Source organism: Lacrimispora sp., from assembly GCF_047605665.1.
Lineage (GTDB): Bacteria > Bacillota > Clostridia > Lachnospirales > Lachnospiraceae > Lacrimispora.
In genome coordinates, this window is sequence record NZ_JASGFH010000006.1 from 180,521 (window position 1) to 199,627 (window position 19,107).

A 19,107-nucleotide genomic window follows, 5' to 3' on the forward strand; every position below is an offset into this window, starting at 1 on the left:
ACAATGTCTTATTGTAGCTTTAGTGTAAAATTTTTATCAAAAAAAGTACAACGATAGATTTTTATATAAATTTAATTATTAGAAAAGAAACTGGTAAGAAATAGGTATTTTTATAAATTAATTTTATAGCTTTATATATAATGCACTTTAAACCAGGAATACTTTGACACTGATTTGTAAATTTGATATAATCTCCATAAATTTATTTTATGGGAAAACATGAAAGGAGAACAATTATGAATCTGGAAACCTTGGAAACCTTTCTCAAAGTCGCCGGAAATCACAGTTTTACTCAGACGGCCTCAGAGATGTTCTGTTCCCAGGCAGCGATTTCCATACGCATGAAAAGCCTTGAAAAACATTTTAGGACCGAGTTATTTGAACGGGATAATAACCGGATCGGTTTGACAAAAGAGGGAAAACTGCTGCTCCCTTATGTGAAAACGGTCATGGAAACCATGAGAAGCGCAGAAAAGGAAATTTACGCTTCCCAGAACTTAAAGGACCAGGAAATCCGTTTTGCCTGTTCCAGCACCCCAGGAACGTATATCTTTCCTCCCATCATTTACTCATTTACCGCCAAGTATCCGTCTGTGAACATCGTCAATCATGTGGAGTACACGCAGAATGTATTTGAAGATATTGAATCCAAAGCTTTCCCATTGGGATTTGTAAGCCAGCCTTTTCCGCCTCAGAAAGAAGGGCTTTTATATGAGGAATTATGGGACGATCCCCTGGTCTTTTGTGCCTCTGCGGAAAATCCCTTGAGCCAGAAGGATGAAGTCACATTGGAGGACCTGGCAAAAGAGAATCTGATGACCACCAACCCCCGCTCCTCTATTATAAAGTATTTATCCCTTGCCGGCGGCTTAAATTTTCCGAAAGAGAACATCCAGGCCATCGGCAATATCGAAGGCGTTAAAAAATGTGTGGTGGACAATAAGGGAATCGGAATCCTGTCGTCTCTTGCCATTGAAACAGAACGGAAATACGGGGTGATCAAGGTGTTAAGGGTCAATCCTCCCTTAAATCTCACCAGGAAGATTTATGCGGTTTTTCATAAGGATCAGCCCCTGTCCTTTCCTGAGGAAATCTTTCTTGATTTTGTAAAGAATTATGTGGCAGCCTTATCATAATGCATCCTGGTTTCAAAGAAACCGACGCAGCCACCATTGCCACCATCATCGAGCGCTACAAATCCCAGGATACCTGGAAGGGTGACACTGTGTTTGAGAAAGAGAGCTTTGAGCTTCTGGAAAATATTCTGGAGGAATCAGGACAGTTAAAAGAGAGGGTTCCCTATGAGGACCTGGTCGTAACCACTTATGCTGAAAAGGCTGCCAAGTAAATCCTGCCTTTTTTAATCCTCCCATCAGTGGTATAATGGAAATTGCAGGGCTGCATCCGCTTGCGGCCCTGCAATTTTATACATGATTGGAGTGACGTTTATGAATATCGTACTTTTAGAATCCCTGGGAATTCCGGACAGCCTTTTAAATGAATGCGCAAAGCCCTTGATCGAAGCCGGGCACAGCTTTACCGCCTGCCAAAAAAGCACAGATCCCACGGTCCAGATGGAACAGGCCGCCAAGGCAGATGTGATCATGATTGCCAACATGCCTTTATCGGGACAGGTTATTTCCGCCTGTGAACATTTAAAATTCATTGATATCGCCTTTACGGGAGTGGACCACGTAGATTTAGAGGCAGCAAAGGCAAAAGGAGTGAAGATCAGCAATGCTGCCGGATATTCCACGGAAGCAGTGGCCGAGCTGACCCTCTGCATGATGCTTTCCCTCCTTCGCAACGTTCCCCAGGTGGAAGCTAAGTGCAGGGAAGGAAAGACAAAAGACGGTCTCGTAGGCTGTGAGCTCATGGGAAAGACAGTGGGCATCATCGGGGCCGGAGCCATCGGCACGAGGGTGGGACAGCTTTGTAACGCCTTTGGCTGCAAAGTATTGGGATACAAGCGCAGTCTGAAAGGAAATGAACCGTCCTTTATGGAGTTTGTCACCCTTGATGAGCTCTTATCCCGTTCCGACATCGTCAGCCTTCACTGTCCTTTAAATGAGGAGTCCCGCCATTTGATCAATGAAAACACCATTGCAAAGATGAAAAAGGGAGCTTACCTCATCAATCAGGCCAGAGGTCCGGTAGTGGATTCTCAGGCTCTTGCAAAGGCCCTCAATGAGGAATATCTATCCGGAGCCGGAATCGACGTATTTGAGACAGAACCGCCTCTCGACCCGTCCCACCCCCTGCTCCAGAGTAAAAATACCCTGGTCACTCCTCATGTCGCCTTTGCCTCGGCAGAGTCCATGGAGACCCGCGCGCGAATCGTATTTGACAACATCTTTAAATGGATGGAAGGACACCAGGCAAATGTGATCCTTTAATCCCCCTCTTTCTAAAAGAGCCTTGACCCAATTTCAAATTTGTTGTAAACTAATTGATGGTTTAGCCGAACAGTGCCAACGCTTCCGGGCGTGTGGTGCTGTTCTTTTCTAAAGAAAGATTGAGGTACAGATAATGAAACTGATTTTGAGCTATACATGGAGGTATAAGAAATATCTTCTTCTCAGCATTTTAGGAGTGGGTGGATTTGTTTTGATTCAAATGGGCGTTCCCACCCTGCTTAAATACATCATCAACGATGCACTTTTAGGGGATAAGCCGGACCTGCTTTGGAAGATTGCGCTGGTCATGCTGATCATCGTCATTGTGGGCCTGGGCGGGGAGCTGTGCATGGCCTATGCCAATACCCGCATTGCCACCAATGTCATACGGGATATCCGCAACGACATGTTCATTAAGACACAGCAGTTTTCTCACGGAGAATTTGACCAGTTCAGCGTGTCTTCCCTGATCACAAGCACCACCAGCGACGCCTACCAGATCATGATTTTCGTCCAGTCCATGCTGCGCAGCGCCATCATTACCCCTGTTATGACTGCCAGCGGATTCACTTTAATCTTGAACAACAATCCGCAGATGTTCTGGATCATATTGATGGCCCTTCCCCTGCTGGGCGGCGGCGTTTACTTAATCAGCCACACTTCACGCCCTTATTCCGAGGCCCAGCAAAAGGCCCTGGATAAAATCAACTTAAACCTGCGGGAAGGCTTATCAGGGCTTCGGGTCATCCGGGCCTTTGGCAATGAAAATTTCCAGGCAGAGCGCTTTGATGAAGTGAACCAGGAATACTGCGGCGTTTCCAAGAAGGTATTCCGCATCGTATCCTTTGCCCAGCCCGGATTCTATCTGATCTTTAACGCCATGATCGTCATTATCCTCTGGGTCGGCAGCCGTGCCATCGGACAGGGTACTTTAGATGTGGGAACCTTAAACGCTTCCATTGACTATGTGTTCCACATCCTGTTTTCCTTCCTGATGCTGGCCGTGCTCTTTATCATGTACCCCAGAGCCTCCGTATCTGCCCAGCGGATCAGCCGTGTTTTAGAAAGCACCCCGGCCATTTCAGAAAACCTGGAAAACGGCGTGACCGAAACCAGCGAAAAAGGAACCCTCCGGTTTGAACATGTGACCTTTGCCTATGCAGAGTCAGATCAGCCGGTGATTAAAAATGTCAGCTTTACCGCAGAGGCAGGACAGACAGTGGCATTTATCGGCAGTACAGGAAGCGGAAAATCCACCTTAATCCAGTTAATTCCCCGCATGTACGATGTGTCAGAGGGAAAAATACTAGTGGACGGCGTCGATGTGCGGGATTACAATATCCACACTCTGCGCCAGAAAATCGGATTTATTCCACAAAAAGCCCAGCTCTTTACCGGAACGATTGCACAAAACTTAAGGCTCGGCAGACCGGATGCGAGCCAGGAGGATTTGGAAAAAGCGGCTGAGATCGCCCAGGCCAAAGACTTCATATCACAGAAGGAAGGCGGCTATGAGGAAATGCTCAGCGAGAGCGGAAGCAATCTCTCCGGCGGCCAGCGCCAGCGCCTTGCCATTGCAAGGGCTATTGTGAAGAATCCGGAAATCTACATTTTTGACGATTCCTTTTCTGCCCTGGATTATATGACTGACTTACAGCTTCGAACCCGCCTTCGACAGGAAATCACTGATGCAACCATCCTGATCGTGGCACAGAGGATCGGAACCATCCGCCATGCCGATAAGATCATCGTGCTGAACGAGGGCGAGGTGGTGGCAGAAGGCCGTCACGAGGAACTGCTTCGCAGCTGCGGCGTTTACCGGGATATTGCCGTTTCACAGCTTTCTGAGGAGGAATTGAGATGAACAAAACACAACTGAAAAAAATAGGCCGCCTCATACAGGTCTGTATGAGTGCCGACAAATACATGTTTATCTTACCTGTTGTATTTACGGCACTGGGCAGCATTCTCGGCGCCCTCAATCCCTTTCTCATCGGACTTGCCATTACAGAACTGAGCCGCAACATTAAGGATATCGCAAACGGGGTGGCCGGTGCGGCGGTTAATTACTCTTACATTGTATTCATCGCCGTCTGCCTGACCGTATCGGCCCTTGCGCGCCAGACCATGACCTATACTTCCAGCTATTTACTGGCAGGAGGCGTTCAAAACAGCTTTAAAGACCTTCGCACCCGCATCAGCCAGAAGATGAACCGTCTGCCGGTGTCTTACTTTGACAGCCACCAGCAGGGAACCGTGCTCAATACAGTGACCAATGACGTGGACACTGTCTCCAATGCGGTGCAGCAAAGCCTTTTAAACATGGTGTATTCCATCACCAGCATCATATCCACGTTTGTCATGATGCTCTACATTTCCCTTCCCTTAGGGTTACTGTCCATGGTGATGATTCCGACTGCCCTCTTCATCTCCCGCTATATGATGAAGCGCTCCCAAAATGAATTCTTAAATATGCAGAACACTCTGGCTGAATTAAACGGATATATCCAGGAGCGGTACACGGGCTTTTCCGTTGTCAAGCTTTACAATTCGGAACAGGATACCATTGAGAAGTTTCAGGAAATCAACAGGCGGATGAACAAGGCCGGATTTCGGGCCAACTTCACTTCTTCCCTGATCGCTCCCATTATGGAGCTCTTAATCAACCTCACCTACGTGATCATGGTGCTGCTGACGGGATATGCGGTGCTGCTCTCCGGAATGGCTTTAGGCAGCATGCAGGCCTTTGTGCAGTATATCTGGATCGTTTATGAGCCCATGGGACAGTTGACTCAGCTCGCACCGGCAGTTCAAAGCGCTACCGCTTCCATGGAACGGATCGTCAACTTCCTGGAGGAGCCTGAAGAGAACCAGGAGCTTCGCCCGATTGAAGCCCTGGACACAGACCAGTACAGCGGACAGGTGGAATTTTCCAAAGCCCGTTTTTCCTATACCAAGAATAAACCTCTCATCAAAGACTTTTCCCTCACGACAAAACCGGGGGAGAAAATCGCCATTGTGGGTGCCACCGGAGCCGGAAAAACCACCATCATCAACCTGCTGATGCGGTTTTACGATGTGGACGGCGGAGATATCCGCATAGACGGGGAAAGCATTTACGATATGAGCCGCAGTGCGGAGCGTTCCCTGTTTGGCATGGTGCTGCAGGATGCATGGCTTTACCACGCCACCATTGCGGAAAATATCCGCTTTGGAAGGCTCGATGCCACTGATGAGGAGGTCATACAGGCGGCTAAGGATGCCAATGTCCACCACTTCATTCAGACCATGCCCGGCGGGTATCAGATGATGATCAATGAGGAGGGAAGCAACGTTTCCCTAGGCCAGAAGCAGCTTTTAACCATTGCCAGGGCTCTGCTCGCCAATCCCCGCATTCTGATTCTGGACGAGGCCACCAGCAGTGTGGACACCCGTCTGGAAATGCTGATCCAGGCTGCCATGAAGCATGCCATGAAAGGGCGCACCAGCTTTGTCATCGCACACCGCCTCTCCACCATTAAGGATGCGGACCAGATTCTGGTCATGAATGACGGCGACATCGTGGAACAGGGAACCCACCAGGAGCTTTTAGAATTAAAGGGAACGTACGAAAAATTATACAACAGCCAGTTTGCAGAGGGCTGAAACGAAAAACACCGGTTGATCCTTTCAAAGATCTCCGGTGTTTTTGTACGCTCTCATTCCGTTACAATGTTCTCCAGCCAAATTCCTTTTTTCAGAAGCACATAGCCTATGGCACATTTGATCAGCTCCGCCGACTGGCAGATGAAATAAACCGCAATCGTAGGAATCCCTGTAACCCTGTTTAAAAAATATGCCGCAGGAATGCTGATCACCCAGACAAACACGCTGTCAAATAAAAAGGTGATCACGGTTTTTCCTCCTGAACGCAGGGTAAAGTAGCTGGCATGGGTGAACGCGTTCAGCGGCATACAGATTGCAGAAATCAGTATGAAGCCGCTTGCCAGGTCCTTTACCTCCTGGCTGGTCTTATAAATAGAAGGGAATAAAGGTGCGATGACCGCCATAACCGCTCCGATCACGAGACAGCTTGCCACGGAAAAAAATATCATCTTTCCTGCGCTGTCCTTCGCCTCTTTCATCTTTCCCGCCCCCAAAAGCTGCCCTACCACCACTGCCACAGAGCTGCCCAGAGACATGAATACAATATTAAATATGTTGGAAACCGTGCTGGAAATATTCAGCCCTGCAATTACTTCAAGACCCCTTATGGAGTAGCACTGCATGATGACCGCCATCCCTCCTGCCCACAGGGCCTCATTGATCATAAGAGGGGCACCTGTCCGGACGATCTGTTTCACCAGCCTCATGGGAATGAGAAGGCTTTTATATGCTCCCTTTGCAAAGGGATTTTCACCGGCATGGGCGTGGACCCAGAAAGTGATGATCCCGCATTCCACAAACTTGGCAATCACTGTGGCGATGGCCGCTCCCTGGACTCCCAATACAGGAGCGCCGAATTTTCCAAAAATCAAAATGTAATTCAATCCCCCGTTGACAAATACAGCCGCACTGGAGGCTGCCATGGGGATTACGGTTTTTCCCATCTCCCTGAGACTGCTGGCGTATGCCTGGGAAATTGCAAAAGGCACCAGCCCTGCCATCATGATCACCAGATACTGTTTTCCATAGCCCAGAGTGTCCTCAATGCTCCCTCCTGCTTTTCCATCGTGGAGATATAAGGAAATCAGCCCTGTCTGAAAGCTGTATAAAACAGAGATTCCGATGAGGGACATGAGAATGCAGAAAATGATCTTAAACCGGAAGGAGTTTCTCACCCCTTCATAATCCCCGTTCCCGTAAAACTGGGTTCCGAATATGCTGGCTCCTGAAACGATTCCAAAGATGCAAAGATTGTATACAAAGATCAACTGGTTGACAATGGCAACCCCTGACATCTGCTCCGTTCCCACCTGGCCGACCATAATATTATCCAGAAGATTGACGAAATTCGTGATTCCGCTCTGTATTATGACAGGAACCGCCAGCATCAATATCATCTTATAAAAACTTTTGTCTCCAATATATCTTTTCATAATCCCTCCGCTGTTTTTACTGCCTCCCGGCACCATACTCCGGCAAATTATATCACAGTTTCCCCCTTCTTTATATAGAAACCGGGAATAAATTTTTTATTTTTTTCCAAAAACATGCAATATATGCGCTCCACTTCCTCATATTTGGCTTGCTATTTTAACAAATTCCAGTTATAGTAAATACCATATTAAAAAAAGATGTCACTTTTAACATCAATACAAAGAGGGGAGAATAAAATTATGAATTCAGATACCTTGCAAATCTTAATTGCGATGACCGCCTACATGGCTGTTGTTATTGGAATCGGAGTTGTATTTGCCCGAAGAGCCAACCAAAGCTCAGAGGATTATTTTCTGGGAGGACGCAGCCTGGGTCCGTGGGTGGCAGCAATGAGTGCTGAAGCCTCTGATATGTCAGGCTGGCTGCTGATGGGCCTTCCCGGCGTGGCTTACTGGTCCGGTCTTGCCGATGCTTCCTGGACGGCTATCGGCCTTGCCGCAGGAACCTACTTAAACTGGCTCATCGTTTCCAAACGCCTGCGCCGTTACAGCGTAAAGGCAGGAAACTCCATCACTTTGCCTGAATTTTTCTCCAACCGTTTCCATGAAGAGAAAAAGGTGATCATGACCATATCAGCTCTTTTCATCCTGGTATTTTTCACCGTCTATGCGGCAAGCTGCCTTGTAACCTGCGGAAAGCTGTTTTCCACCTTATTTGGTGCCTCCTATGTCTCCATGATGATTCTGGGAGCCGTATTCGTTCTGGTTTACACCATTTTAGGCGGATTTCTCGCTGAAAGCGCTTCTGATTTTATGCAGGCCATCGTTATGATAGTGGCCCTGACTATTATCGTGGTCACCGGCACATATGCCGCAGGCGGGCTGGATGCCGTGGTGGAAAATGCCAAAAGCATTCCGGGCTTTTTCCAGTTCTTCGGAATTTCCACTCCCAAAGTGGATGCAGGCGGAATACAGATCGTTGAAAACTCCAGGCCGATGTTTGGAGAAGCTGCAAATTACAGCCTGATCACCATACTTTCCTCTATGGCATGGGGTCTTGGATATTTCGGTATGCCTCAGGTTCTGCTGCGCTTTATGGCCATCCGGTCTGAGCACGAGCTCACAGATTCCCGCCGCATTGCAACCGTATGGGTTCTCATTTCCTTAACCGTTGCCGTATTCATCGGAATCGTGGGCAGAGCCCTGTATCCCACTGGCCTTTCCACCGCTTCAGAGGCTGAAAACGTATTCATTCTCCTCTCCACCAGCCTGCTTCCGCCCCTTCTTGCGGGCTTTGTCATGGCCGGTATTCTGGCTGCCACCATCAGCTCCTCAGATTCCTATCTGCTGATTGCAGCCTCCGCAGTATCAAAGAACATTTACCAGGGCATCTTTAAGAAAAATGCCGGTGACAAGGAAGTTATGAATGTTTCCCGTATCACCCTCCTGCTGGTTACCGCCATTGCCATCTTCATTGCAATGGATGAAAAGAGCGTTATCTTCACCATCGTATCCTTTGCCTGGGCCGGTTTTGGCGCCACCTTCGGTCCTCTGATGCTGTTCTCCCTCTTCTGGAAGCGCATCAACCATACCGGAGCCGTTGCAGGCATGGTCGGAGGCGGCTGTATGGTGTTCATCTGGAAGCTTTTAGTCCGTCCTATGGGCGGCGCCTGGAACATCTATGAGCTCCTTCCCGCATTTCTCTTCTCCTGCGTTCTCATCGTGGCAGTATCACTTCTCACTGCACCGCCTTCTGAGAAGCTTCAGGCAGAATTTGAAGAGGTCAATAAAAATATATGATAACCGAATGGCTGCAGCCTTGCCTGCGGCCATTTTTTTGTTCTCTTTTCCTGGCTCATAATAGGGACTCTGCTGCATATGATAAAATAAATGCTCCGCTCATATCTGGATCGGGAGGCTGAAATTTTGGAAAAAGTGCTGGATAACAATTATTATGATCTGATTATTAATAATGTCTCCATCCCCTCCTATGACACCGGAGATAACATTACCATGCTCAATTTCAGGCATTCCCTGCTGCACATTCCTGTGGAAGACGGGGACCCCTGCGTTCTGGGCCAGTATCCCTATCACAGCTTTCCAACTCTTTACACTCCCACCGCCACCATCAGTATTGAAAAATCAGGCATCGGCACGGTTCAGAGAAATCCCTTCTTAAACCTTCGGGGCCGGGGCGTTCTCATCGGCATCATTGACACTGGAATCGACTACAGCCATCAGGCTTTTTTAAATAATGACGGCACCACCCGAATCCTTTCCATATGGGACCAGTCCGTACAGACAGGCGTACCTCCGGAAGGGTTTACCTTTGGCTCCGAATACGCAAGGGAATCCATCAACATCGCCTTAAGGTCCGACAATCCCTTAGCCACGGTTCCAACCACCGACCCTGTGGGGCACGGAACCGCCATTGCCAGCATTGCCGCAGGAAGGCCCAATCTGGAAATGGACTTCTCCGGCATTGTTCCGGAATCCGAGCTGGTTGTGGTAAAGCTAAAGGATGCGAAGCAAAGCTTAAAAGCCATATCTTTTGTGCCGGAGGACGCCCTTTGTTATCAGGAATCGGATATTATACTGGGAGTCCGTTACTTAGAAGACTTTGCCCTTTCCATAAGCCGCCCTCTCGTCATCTGCATTGCCATGGGAAGCAGCCAGGGAGGCCATGACGGAAGCAGCGCTTTGAGCAATTATTTGAACTTCTCCGCCAGACTGCCGGGAATCGGTGTTTCCGTTTCAGCGGGAAATGAAGGCAACAGCCGCAGGCACTATTTCAACAACACCACTGTTCCCCCTTATTACAATGATTTTGAACTGCGAATCGGAGAAACGGATAAGGTGTTTTTTATGGAAATCTGGCCCTATGCCCTGGCCCGGCTCTCCATTGACATCTCCTCTCCCAACCGGGAATCCACCCAGCAGATATTTCCGGCCATCGGGGAATGCAGGATGTTCACCTTCATCTTCACTCCCACCAGAATCTGGGTGAATAACTTTATTTTTGAAGAAGAGACCGGGGACCAGCTCATATTGCTGCGTTTTCAGAACCCCCTTCCCGGAATCTGGAGAATCCGGGCCAGAAGCATGGAAGAGGAGCCTCTTTCCTTTCACGCCTGGCTCCCCTCCGGAGACCTGCTTTCCAATGATACCTTTTTCTTAAGCTCCAGTCCGGATACCACCATCACTTCTCCGGGAAACGGCATCAACCAGCTTACGGTCACCGCCTACAACCAGTTTAACGACGGCATCCTTGCCGAATCCAGCAGGGGCTACACCAGAAACGGCCTGGTAAAGCCTGACATTGCCGCTCCAGGCTACCAGATTCCCTGCGCCCTTCCCGGAAACCGGTACGGCACATTAACCGGAACCGGAGCCGCGGCAGCCCATGCAGCCGGAGGCATTGCCATGATCCTGGAATGGGCCATTCCCAGAGGAAATTACACCTCCATGACAGGCTACGATGTCAACAGCCTCATCATCCGGGGAGCGAGACGGACCACTCCCAATGTTTATCCCAACAATATATGGGGATACGGGCAATTGGACATTAACAATCTGTTCCAGAGGCTTACCAATATTTAACTGATTTTCTGCATAAGATGTACCATTACTTCATCAGGCAGAATAGACAGGAGGCTTCATTTTGAGCAAGATACTGGACAATAATTATTACGACCTGATCATCAGCAACATTTCAATTCCCTCCTATGACACCGGTGACAATATCACACCCATGACAGAGCGCCATTCCCTTCTTCACGTGCCGGGAACCGGTGAGGAGCTGTGCGACTTAGGGGCCCGCCCTTATCACACATTCCCTTCCCTCTACACCATGGAATCCACCATAAGCATTGAAAGCTCCGGCATCGGAACTGTCCAGCGAAATCCCTTTCTAAGCCTGTACGGGGCAGGAATTATGGTGGGCATCATTGACACGGGCGTGGACTACCGGCACAGGGCTTTCAGGGCCTCTGGAGGAGCCACCCGGATTTACTCCATATGGGACCAGGCAGATCAAAGCGGCACCATTCCGGAGGGCTTCACCTTTGGAAGCGAGTACACCCAGGAGATGATCAATGAGGCTTTGTCATCAGAAGACCCCCTTTCCATCGTCCCTTCTGTCGATACAAATGGACACGGAACCGCTATGGCAAGCATTCTGGCAGGAAGTCCTGATCTGGAACAGGGCTTTTCCGGCGTCGTGCCCCAGGCCCAGTTGGCTGTTGTCAAGCTGAAGGAGGCAAAGGAAAATCTGAAAAGTATTTTTTCCATCCGAAGTGATGCGGTCTGTTTTGCGGAGTCGGATATTGTTTTTGCCGTACGCTACTTAATGTCCGCAGCCGTCCGGGCAGGCAGGCCTTTGGTCATCTGCATTGCCCTGGGAAGCAGCCAGGGAGGCCATGACGGACGAGGCTTTTTAAGCAGTTACTTAACCTACATCGTACAGCTTCCGGGAATCGGCGTTACCGTATCCGCAGGAAATGAAGGAAACAAGGGAAGGCACTACTTTAACAACACCTCATCGCCTCCTTTTTACCATAACTTTGAACTGAGAATCGGGGAAAACGACAAGCAGTTCTGGATGGAAATCTGGCCCTATGCTCCCGGAAGAATCTCCATCGACATTTCCACTCCAAACAGGGAATCCACCCAGAGGGTTTTTCCCTCCATCAGTGAATGCAGAAAATTCAGCTTTATTTTCACCCAGAGCGTGGTCTGGGTCAATAACATTATATTTGAAGAGGAAACAGGGGATCAGCTCATCCTCATCCGTTTCCTCAATCCCATACCCGGAGTCTGGTATTTACGGGCCCAGAGCCTGGAAGATGAGCCCTTTTCCTTTCACTGCTGGCTGCCAAACGGGGATTTGATTTCAGATGAGACCTTTTTCTTAAATCCAAACCCGGACACCACCTTGACCTCTCCCGGAAACGGCTCACACCAGTTGACGGTCACGGCTTACAACCAGTTCAACAACAGCATCCTCCTGGAATCCAGCCGGGGATATACGAGAAACGGCCTGGTAAAGCCCGATGTGGCTGCTCCCGGATACCAGATTCCCTGCGCAGTTTCCGGCCCTGGAAACCGCTACGGAACGGCAACAGGCACCGGAGCCGCCTCCGCCCATGCGGCAGGCGTGGTTGCCATGGTGATGGAATGGGCGGTTCCCAGAGGCAACTACCCCTCCATGACAGGCAATAACATCAACCGTCTCATCATAAGAGGGGCAAGGCGCAGGCCTGAAGAGACGTATCCGAACAATGTATGGGGGTATGGACAGTTGGAGGTGAATAACCTCTTTGAACGGCTTGCAAACATCTGACAGAAAATCAAAATGCGCCTTGATGGCTTCCTGCCTGTCAAGACGCATTTCTTTATACGACTGTTTTGGTTATTTTAAATCACCCAGAAATTTTCATTGCACACAATTCTGCGGTAGGTTTCAAATTTGGACCACTTGTTGTAAAACGCAATTCTGGTCTCCTTTTCCACGGCTTTATAGCCTTCCAAAAATTCTTTAAGCTCCTCTTCTGTCCCGATCTTTAAGGCAAATCCCCTCTCATCGAGAACAGGAAGGCCGCCGAATTCGTAAGAGTCAAGTCTTATGATATCCCGCACCTTCCGGCTGCGGATTAAAATTGCGGCAGAATCCTCAGGGGAAATGATATCAAAATAGTCGGGATAACGGAAGCTGTCTCCTTCCACGGGAACGGAGTCCCCCACATGGTAGGTGGTTTCCTTCGTCTTCTGCCTGGATAAAAAGGCATTTTCCAGGTTAAAGTAAAACTCCTCAAAAATATATCCCTTGGCCTTGATTCCATCCTTTTCAAAGTAAGGCTTTTCTCCCTCTGTTTCCACCTGCTCCACCACGCCGCAGGCAGAGGTCATATGGGTGATCCGGTCAATGAGGATCAATTCCCCAAGGGTTTTATTTCTCTTAAATTCATCCACCACGATTTTTTCCGTAAATTCCAGGTCACAGAAAATGATCTCATTCTTTGTGATCTCATCCGCCGTCAAATGGCTTCCGGAATTCACATCAATCTTATATTCCACCCTGCTGATGACTGCCGGTATCATCTTGGTTCCCAGCTTCACAAGATAATCTTTTCCCGCCTGCAGCGGTTCATCATCCATCCAGAGAAGGGTTGCTTTGATATTTTTGGCAGCAGGAAGCTCTCCTGTGTCGGAAAGCACACATCCCCGGCTCACATCCACCTCCCGGTCAAGCTGGATGGTGACGGCCTGGCCTGCAAAGGCTTCCTCTGACTCCTTATCCCCTACCAGAATGCTTTTTATGGATGCGGTTTCATTGCTTGGAAGGGTAACCACCTTCTGCCCCACAACCGCTTTTCCCGATTCCACCTGGCCCTGAAAGCCTCTGAACTCGTGGCTTGGGCGGCACACTCTCTGTACCGGCAGATAAAAACCGGTAACCGTTTCTGTCTCAGAAACATCCACCTGCTCCAAATAAGTCAGCAGAGCTTCCCCCTGATACCAGGGAATGTTCTCAGACTTCTTCGTCACATTATCGCCTTCCGTTGCGCTGACGGGAATGATTTTCACGCTTTTTAAGGACAGTTCTTCCGACAGAGCCAGAACATCCTTTTCTATTTCCCGGAAGCGCTCCTGGCTGTAGCCGACTAAATCCATCTTGTTGACGGCAAATACAAAGTGATTGATTCCCATTAAAGAACAGATTCTGGAATGGCGTCTCGTCTGAACCAGAACGCCCTGCTTCGCATCGATGAGGATGATGGCAAGCTGGGCAAAGGAAGCGCCTACAGCCATATTTCTGGTGTATTCTTCATGGCCCGGCGTATCGGCAACAATAAAGCTCCGGCTGTCTGTGGTGAAGTAGCGGTAAGCCACATCAATGGTGATTCCCTGTTCCCGCTCCGCCATAAGGCCGTCTAAAAGCAGGGAGTAGTCGATTTCTCCGCCTCTGGAGCCCACCTTGCTGTCCAGCAAAAGGGCCTTTTCCTGATCTGCATATAAGAGCTTGGAGTCATACAGAATGTGGCCGATGAGCGTGGACTTTCCGTCATCTACACTGCCGCAGGTGATAAATTTAAGCAATCCGTTCATTAGAAATACCCCTCTCTCTTTCTCTTTTCCATACTGGCCGCCCCGCCGTCCTTGTCAATGACCCGGCTGGTCCGTTCCGATTCCACGGAGCTTAAGGTTTCCTCAATGATTTCATCTAAGGTGTCAGCCTCTGACAGCACGCCTCCGGAAAGGGGATAACAGCCCAGAGTGCGGAATCGTACCTTTTTCAGCTCAGGAACTTCTCCCGGCTTTAATCTCATGCGGTCATCATCCACCATGATGATGTCATTATCCCGGTAAACCACGGGACGCTCTGCTGCAAAATATAAGGGGACAATGGGGATGTTCTCCTGCTTGATATACTGCCAGATGTCCTTTTCCGTCCAGTTGGAAATGGGGAACACCCGGATGCTCTCTCCCTTGTAAATCTCCGTATTATAAAGCTTCCACATTTCCGGCCTCTGGTTTTTGGGGTCCCAGGCGTGAGAGGCGTTTCGGAAAGAGAAAATCCGCTCCTTTGCCCGGCTCTTTTCCTCATCCCGTCTTCCGCCGCCAAATGCCGCCGTAAAGCCGTATTTGTTTAAAGCCTGCTTTAACGCCTGTGTCTTCATAATATCAGTGTAAGCGGAACCGTGGTCAAAGGGATTGATGCCTTTTTCCACTCCGTCTTCATTTATGTACTCCAGAAGGTCAATGCCAAGTTCTTCTGCCGTTCTGTCCCGGAATTCGATCATCTCCTTAAATTTCCAGGTGGTGTTTACATGGAGAAAAGGAAAGGGCGGTTTTTCCGGATAAAATGCCTTTAATGCCAGGTGAAGCATGACGGAGCTGTCTTTTCCTATGGAATACAGCATCACTGGCTTCTCACACTGGGCCGCAACCTCTCTGATAATATAAATCGCCTCTGCTTCAAGCTCATCAAGATGGGATAATTCACTCATAATAATCCTCCTAATACTTATTTGAATTTTTGCTGTTTACATCAATAACCATGACAGTGCCGTCGTTTTTCGTGATATTCCAGTGAAGAATATCCCCTTCATAAGAAACGTTCATGGTTCCCCCGTTTCCGCCGATGTCGGCCCCTAAGTAAAACTCGATGGCACCCGCCCTGCATTCCTTGACGCAGGAGACGCAGCCCCAGCAGTCCCTGGGGTATTTCACAAAGGCTTTGCTGTCTCTTTCTTTTATCAGGCTTCCCGGACAGACGGATATGCACTGAAAACACCCCACACACTTGTTTTCATCAATTCTGATGCTCATACTCTGCCCCCTTTACAATGCTTTTTAAACTCAGACGGAGTTCCCCATCCACAAGCCTTGAATTCACGTATCCGAAATACTCCTCACGCGGCTCCCGGTGATCCAGGTTTTCATTAAAGGAATGCCATCTCGTTTCTTTTCTGTAAAGCAGATGGGCGATCACGGACCGGCACACCTCCAGCCGCTCTCTCAGTTCGTATACGAACATCAGCTCATGCGTATCGGTGGCGTTCATATGCTCTGCCAGTTTCAGCAGCAGGGTGATATTCTCATCTGCCAGCCTTAACTGCTTTTCGTTAAACTGGTAATTGACGGAGATTCCGCCTGCATACTCATCCATGACCTTTTGCATGGCTTCTTCCAGGGCTTCCTGGGAGAACCGGGGCAGCGGATTGTTTAATACGGTTTCATACTCTTTTATCTTTTCCTCTGCATACCGGCCGGCAGCATCGGGAAATTCTCTTTGGACCCGTTCTTTTCCCAGCTTTTCGATCATATCCAGAGCCGCGATCTCCCCCTCTGCAAGGGCACCTGTCACGTATTTCTGAGGACAGCCTCCGGCCACATCACCTGCTGCATACAGCCCCTCGACTGTGGTTTCCCGGCTGGTGTTGACCCAGTAGCCGCTGGCCGTGTGTCCGCCTACAATATAAGGTTCGGTTCCTGCGATCTCCACATCTTCTTCACCCGGATTCTTTCCGCTTTCAATCCACCTTAAGGTCTGACTGGGAGCCATGTTTAAATAGGCTTTTAAAAGCTCTTCATCCTTTTCACGGCTGATTCCGCTGGTCTGCAGATAACACGGCCCGTTTCCGAGCTGGTTTTCTTTTACGGTTCCGTAAACTCGCTCGCTTGTGGTGCACCCATATCTTTCTTCATAAACCTCTCCCCTGGAATTGATCTGCTTTGCCCCTACTCCCTGGGCAATGGTTCCAGTGGGAGCGATGGTGTCCTTGCACCGCAGGGCAATGAACCGCATCTCAAAGGAAGTCATCTCCGCTCCTGCCCGGATTCCCATGGCATATCCGGCTCCGGTGTTAAAGGGAGGATACCACATCTTATGGCGGGAAAAGCCGGGGTTGTTAGGTTTATACAAGCCGGCTGCCCCTCCGGTGGAAACCAAAACCGCCCTGGCCCGGATTTCATAGGCTGTGTCTTCCGTCATATGAAAGCCTACGGCCCCTTCCACCCGGTTGTCATGAACCAGCAAATCCGTTATATTCACATTGTTTAAAACCGTCACATTCTTTGCGGCTTCAACGGCCTTTGCCAGAATCGGCTTGAAGTTTTCACCGTTGATCTTGATATTCCGGTTTCCTCTTGCCACATACCTTCCTTTTTCGTCCTTTAATATCACCAGCCCCAGCTTTTCCATCTCAGCAGTCACCTGGTTAAACCGGCGAGCCGCCGATAAAAGGAGGTCATGCCTGACGATTCCGCCCGCATCCTTTGCCGCATAATCCGCATAATCCTGAGGGGTCCTTCCCTCCACAATGTAAGCGTTGATGGCGTTGACACCGGCTGCAAGACAGCCGCTTCTTTTGATATTGGCCTTCTCAGCAATGACCACCTTTAAATCCGAATTTCTGCTGAGTGTCAGGGCCCCGTAGCAGCCTGCTGTTCCGCCGCCTATGATGAGCACATCTGCGGTGACGATCTCATGTTTTATTTTCTTACTCATGTTCACTCCCCTGCTTTCACGTCCTGTTGATTTTGTGTATTGCTATTTTATCCATATTAACATAGTTTGTCAATATGTTTATATGTTATTAGCTGAAAAGTTATTTGAGAACAGGAAAAAAGTAATTCAGGAAAATGGCGGAAGTGAATACAAAAAGACAAAAAAAAGAGGCAGTGCCAGCCTCTTTTTCATATTAAAACCTACAATCCCATTTCCTGATCCACAAAGATGATTTCACATTTCATGCCCAGGGGCACACGCTCAATAACAGAAATAATGCGGCAAATCCTATGAGGGCTGTTGCAGTCATAGCACTTATCCCCCTTGGCCGCACAAGGAGTCTTGGCATTCAGCCTTTTAGCATTTTGGGGAGCAGCCACATTTTTACAGCGGAAATAGGCATCGCTGATATTTGGAGTGATCTTATTTTTCCCCACAACATAATAACAGATCTCAGGGCCAAAGGAGGTCATGGCAACCCGGTTGCCCGTTCCGTCAATGTTGACGATCTCACCTGACTCCGTCACCGCATTTGCGCTGGTTATGTAAATATTCCCGCAGTTAGCCAGGCGCCGCACCGCCATGCCGGGAACCTTGTTGTGCCATACCACAGCATTTTTTTGCTGCAAGGCTTCAAACAGCCCCATTTCCTTAAGGGTCACGCTTCCTCCAAATCCTATGGTCTGGTGTTCCAGAGTATTTACAAGATAATTGCAGGCTTCTTCTTTTGTGGAAAAAAGCTGTGTTGAAAATCCATGTTTTTCAAAATTCTGTCTTACTGTTGAATATTCCATTATTTTCTCCCTATCCCCATTGTTTTAAAGGAAATTATACTGCACAATCCAAGTTTATTCAACAGTGACGGGCATTAAAATGGGACGCCGGCAATAACCGGTATTATCATGAAAGAGAAGTTTGAAACTTAAAGCCAGGGAAGGAGGCCATGCTGTCCTGTTACCTCTATTGACACGGTTTATGGTATTTTATATAATGAATAAAAAACAAATAGGAGGCTTTTAGATGACTCATCTGAATATACTGTTATTCGACCAGTTTGAAACCATCGATGCTTTTGGGCCGGCGCAGATAATGGGACGCCTGCCGGAACACTATAAAGTAAACTGTTTTTCCATGCAAGGCGGGCCGGTTACCAGTTGGCACGGAGTTCAGGTTAATACCATGCCTGCATCCGAAATTGATAAAAACGGTATTTTGCTGATTCCCGGCACATCAGAAATGCCTCTTTATTTAGAAAACCAGAGCTTTCTTACTCAATTAAAAGACCTTGCCGAAGCAGCACCCCATGTGCTCACGGTGTGCACCGGTTCGTTCCTGCTGGCCCTCACCTCCCTGCTCAATGGGCGCTCGGCCACAACGAACAAAATGGCCATCGAGTTTGCTGCCAAGGCTTGCCCTGACACACAGTGGATACGTAAGGCGCGTTGGGTTGTCGACGGAAAATATTATACCTCTTCGGGCGTTTCAGCAGGCATGGACATGGCGATGGGCTTTATCCACGACATTAACGGTCCTGAACTCGCAGAGCAGGCTGCCATTGAAAGCGAATATATCTGGAATAAGGATAAGTCTTTTGACCCTTTTGCCCGCAGTTAATATAATC

At 48.8% G+C, this 19,107-nt stretch carries 14 protein-coding genes and 1 pseudogene; 9 read left to right on the forward strand and 6 right to left on the reverse strand.

Annotated elements, in window-relative coordinates; genetic code table 11:
- Nucleotides 1–236 precede the first annotated feature (236 nt).
- From QM657_RS06850 to QM657_RS06870, 5 genes and pseudogenes are all read left to right on the forward strand, one after another.
- The gene (locus QM657_RS06850) at nucleotides 237–1,136 is read left to right on the forward strand and encodes a LysR family transcriptional regulator (protein WP_415065851.1); all 900 of its coding nucleotides are present in this window, start codon (nucleotides 237–239) and stop codon (nucleotides 1,134–1,136) included.
- A pseudogene (locus QM657_RS06855) lies at nucleotides 1,136–1,348 on the forward strand (ABC transporter substrate-binding protein); the annotation flags it as partial. The gene QM657_RS06850 and the pseudogene QM657_RS06855, both read left to right, overlap by 1 nt.
- Nucleotides 1,349–1,448: 100 nt before the next feature.
- Nucleotides 1,449–2,396 carry a 2-hydroxyacid dehydrogenase gene (locus QM657_RS06860; protein ID WP_415065852.1) on the forward strand — a complete coding sequence of 316 codons (948 nt, stop codon included), beginning with the start codon at nucleotides 1,449–1,451 and terminating at the stop codon, nucleotides 2,394–2,396.
- Between the two features lie 133 nt (nucleotides 2,397–2,529).
- The gene (locus QM657_RS06865; protein WP_415065853.1) at nucleotides 2,530–4,260 is read left to right on the forward strand and encodes an ABC transporter ATP-binding protein; all 1,731 of its coding nucleotides are present in this window, start codon (nucleotides 2,530–2,532) and stop codon (nucleotides 4,258–4,260) included.
- Complete coding sequence (locus tag QM657_RS06870; RefSeq protein WP_415065854.1) at nucleotides 4,257–6,041, forward strand: ABC transporter ATP-binding protein; 1,785 nt, start codon at nucleotides 4,257–4,259, stop codon at nucleotides 6,039–6,041. Before QM657_RS06865 ends, QM657_RS06870 begins: the two co-directional genes overlap by 4 nt.
- 53 nt (nucleotides 6,042–6,094) lie before the next feature.
- On the opposite strand, the gene QM657_RS06875 is transcribed toward QM657_RS06870, so the two are convergent.
- A complete protein-coding gene (locus QM657_RS06875) occupies nucleotides 6,095–7,474 on the reverse strand; it encodes an MATE family efflux transporter (protein WP_415065855.1) in 1,380 nt (459 codons plus the stop codon).
- A gap of 240 nt (nucleotides 7,475–7,714) precedes the next feature.
- Here QM657_RS06875 and putP point away from each other — a divergent pair, with 240 nt between their 5' ends.
- From putP to QM657_RS06890, 3 genes are all read left to right on the forward strand, one after another.
- Nucleotides 7,715–9,274 (forward strand): sodium/proline symporter PutP, encoded by a 1,560-nt coding sequence (putP, locus tag QM657_RS06880; RefSeq protein WP_415065856.1) that lies wholly within the window; start codon nucleotides 7,715–7,717, stop codon nucleotides 9,272–9,274.
- Between the two features lie 126 nt (nucleotides 9,275–9,400).
- A complete protein-coding gene (locus QM657_RS06885; RefSeq protein WP_415065857.1) occupies nucleotides 9,401–11,074 on the forward strand; it encodes a S8 family peptidase in 1,674 nt (557 codons plus the stop codon).
- Between the two features lie 61 nt (nucleotides 11,075–11,135).
- Complete coding sequence (locus tag QM657_RS06890; RefSeq protein WP_415065858.1) at nucleotides 11,136–12,815, forward strand: S8 family peptidase; 1,680 nt, start codon at nucleotides 11,136–11,138, stop codon at nucleotides 12,813–12,815.
- 74 nt (nucleotides 12,816–12,889) lie between these two features.
- Here the strand turns inward: QM657_RS06890 and QM657_RS06895 are convergent, their stop codons facing one another.
- The 5 genes from QM657_RS06895 to QM657_RS06915 all read right to left on the reverse strand — a co-directional run bounded on the left by QM657_RS06895 (nucleotide 12,890) and on the right by QM657_RS06915 (nucleotide 18,280).
- On the reverse strand, nucleotides 12,890–14,581 hold the full coding sequence (locus tag QM657_RS06895; RefSeq protein WP_415065859.1) for a sulfate adenylyltransferase subunit 1: 1,692 nt from the start codon (nucleotides 14,579–14,581) through the stop codon (nucleotides 12,890–12,892).
- Nucleotides 14,581–15,483 carry a sulfate adenylyltransferase subunit CysD gene (gene cysD / locus QM657_RS06900; RefSeq protein ID WP_415065860.1) on the reverse strand — a complete coding sequence of 301 codons (903 nt, stop codon included), beginning with the start codon at nucleotides 15,481–15,483 and terminating at the stop codon, nucleotides 14,581–14,583. Before cysD ends, QM657_RS06895 begins: the two co-directional genes overlap by 1 nt.
- 10 nt (nucleotides 15,484–15,493) lie before the next feature.
- Complete coding sequence (locus QM657_RS06905; RefSeq protein ID WP_415065861.1) at nucleotides 15,494–15,805, reverse strand: ferredoxin family protein; 312 nt, start codon at nucleotides 15,803–15,805, stop codon at nucleotides 15,494–15,496.
- Nucleotides 15,789–17,486 carry an adenylyl-sulfate reductase subunit alpha gene (locus QM657_RS06910; protein ID WP_415065863.1) on the reverse strand — a complete coding sequence of 566 codons (1,698 nt, stop codon included), beginning with the start codon at nucleotides 17,484–17,486 and terminating at the stop codon, nucleotides 15,789–15,791. The genes QM657_RS06905 and QM657_RS06910 overlap by 17 nt, the downstream gene beginning before the upstream one ends.
- Before the next feature lie 200 nt (nucleotides 17,487–17,686).
- Entirely contained in the window at nucleotides 17,687–18,280 is a 594-nt protein-coding gene (locus QM657_RS06915) for a lactate utilization protein (protein ID WP_415065864.1), read from the reverse strand.
- Nucleotides 18,281–18,506: 226 nt separating this feature from the next.
- Between QM657_RS06915 and QM657_RS06920 the strand changes: the two genes are divergently transcribed.
- Nucleotides 18,507–19,100 (forward strand): DJ-1/PfpI family protein, encoded by a 594-nt coding sequence (locus QM657_RS06920; RefSeq protein ID WP_415065866.1) that lies wholly within the window; start codon nucleotides 18,507–18,509, stop codon nucleotides 19,098–19,100.
- The last annotated feature ends 7 nt before the right edge of the window (nucleotides 19,101–19,107 follow it).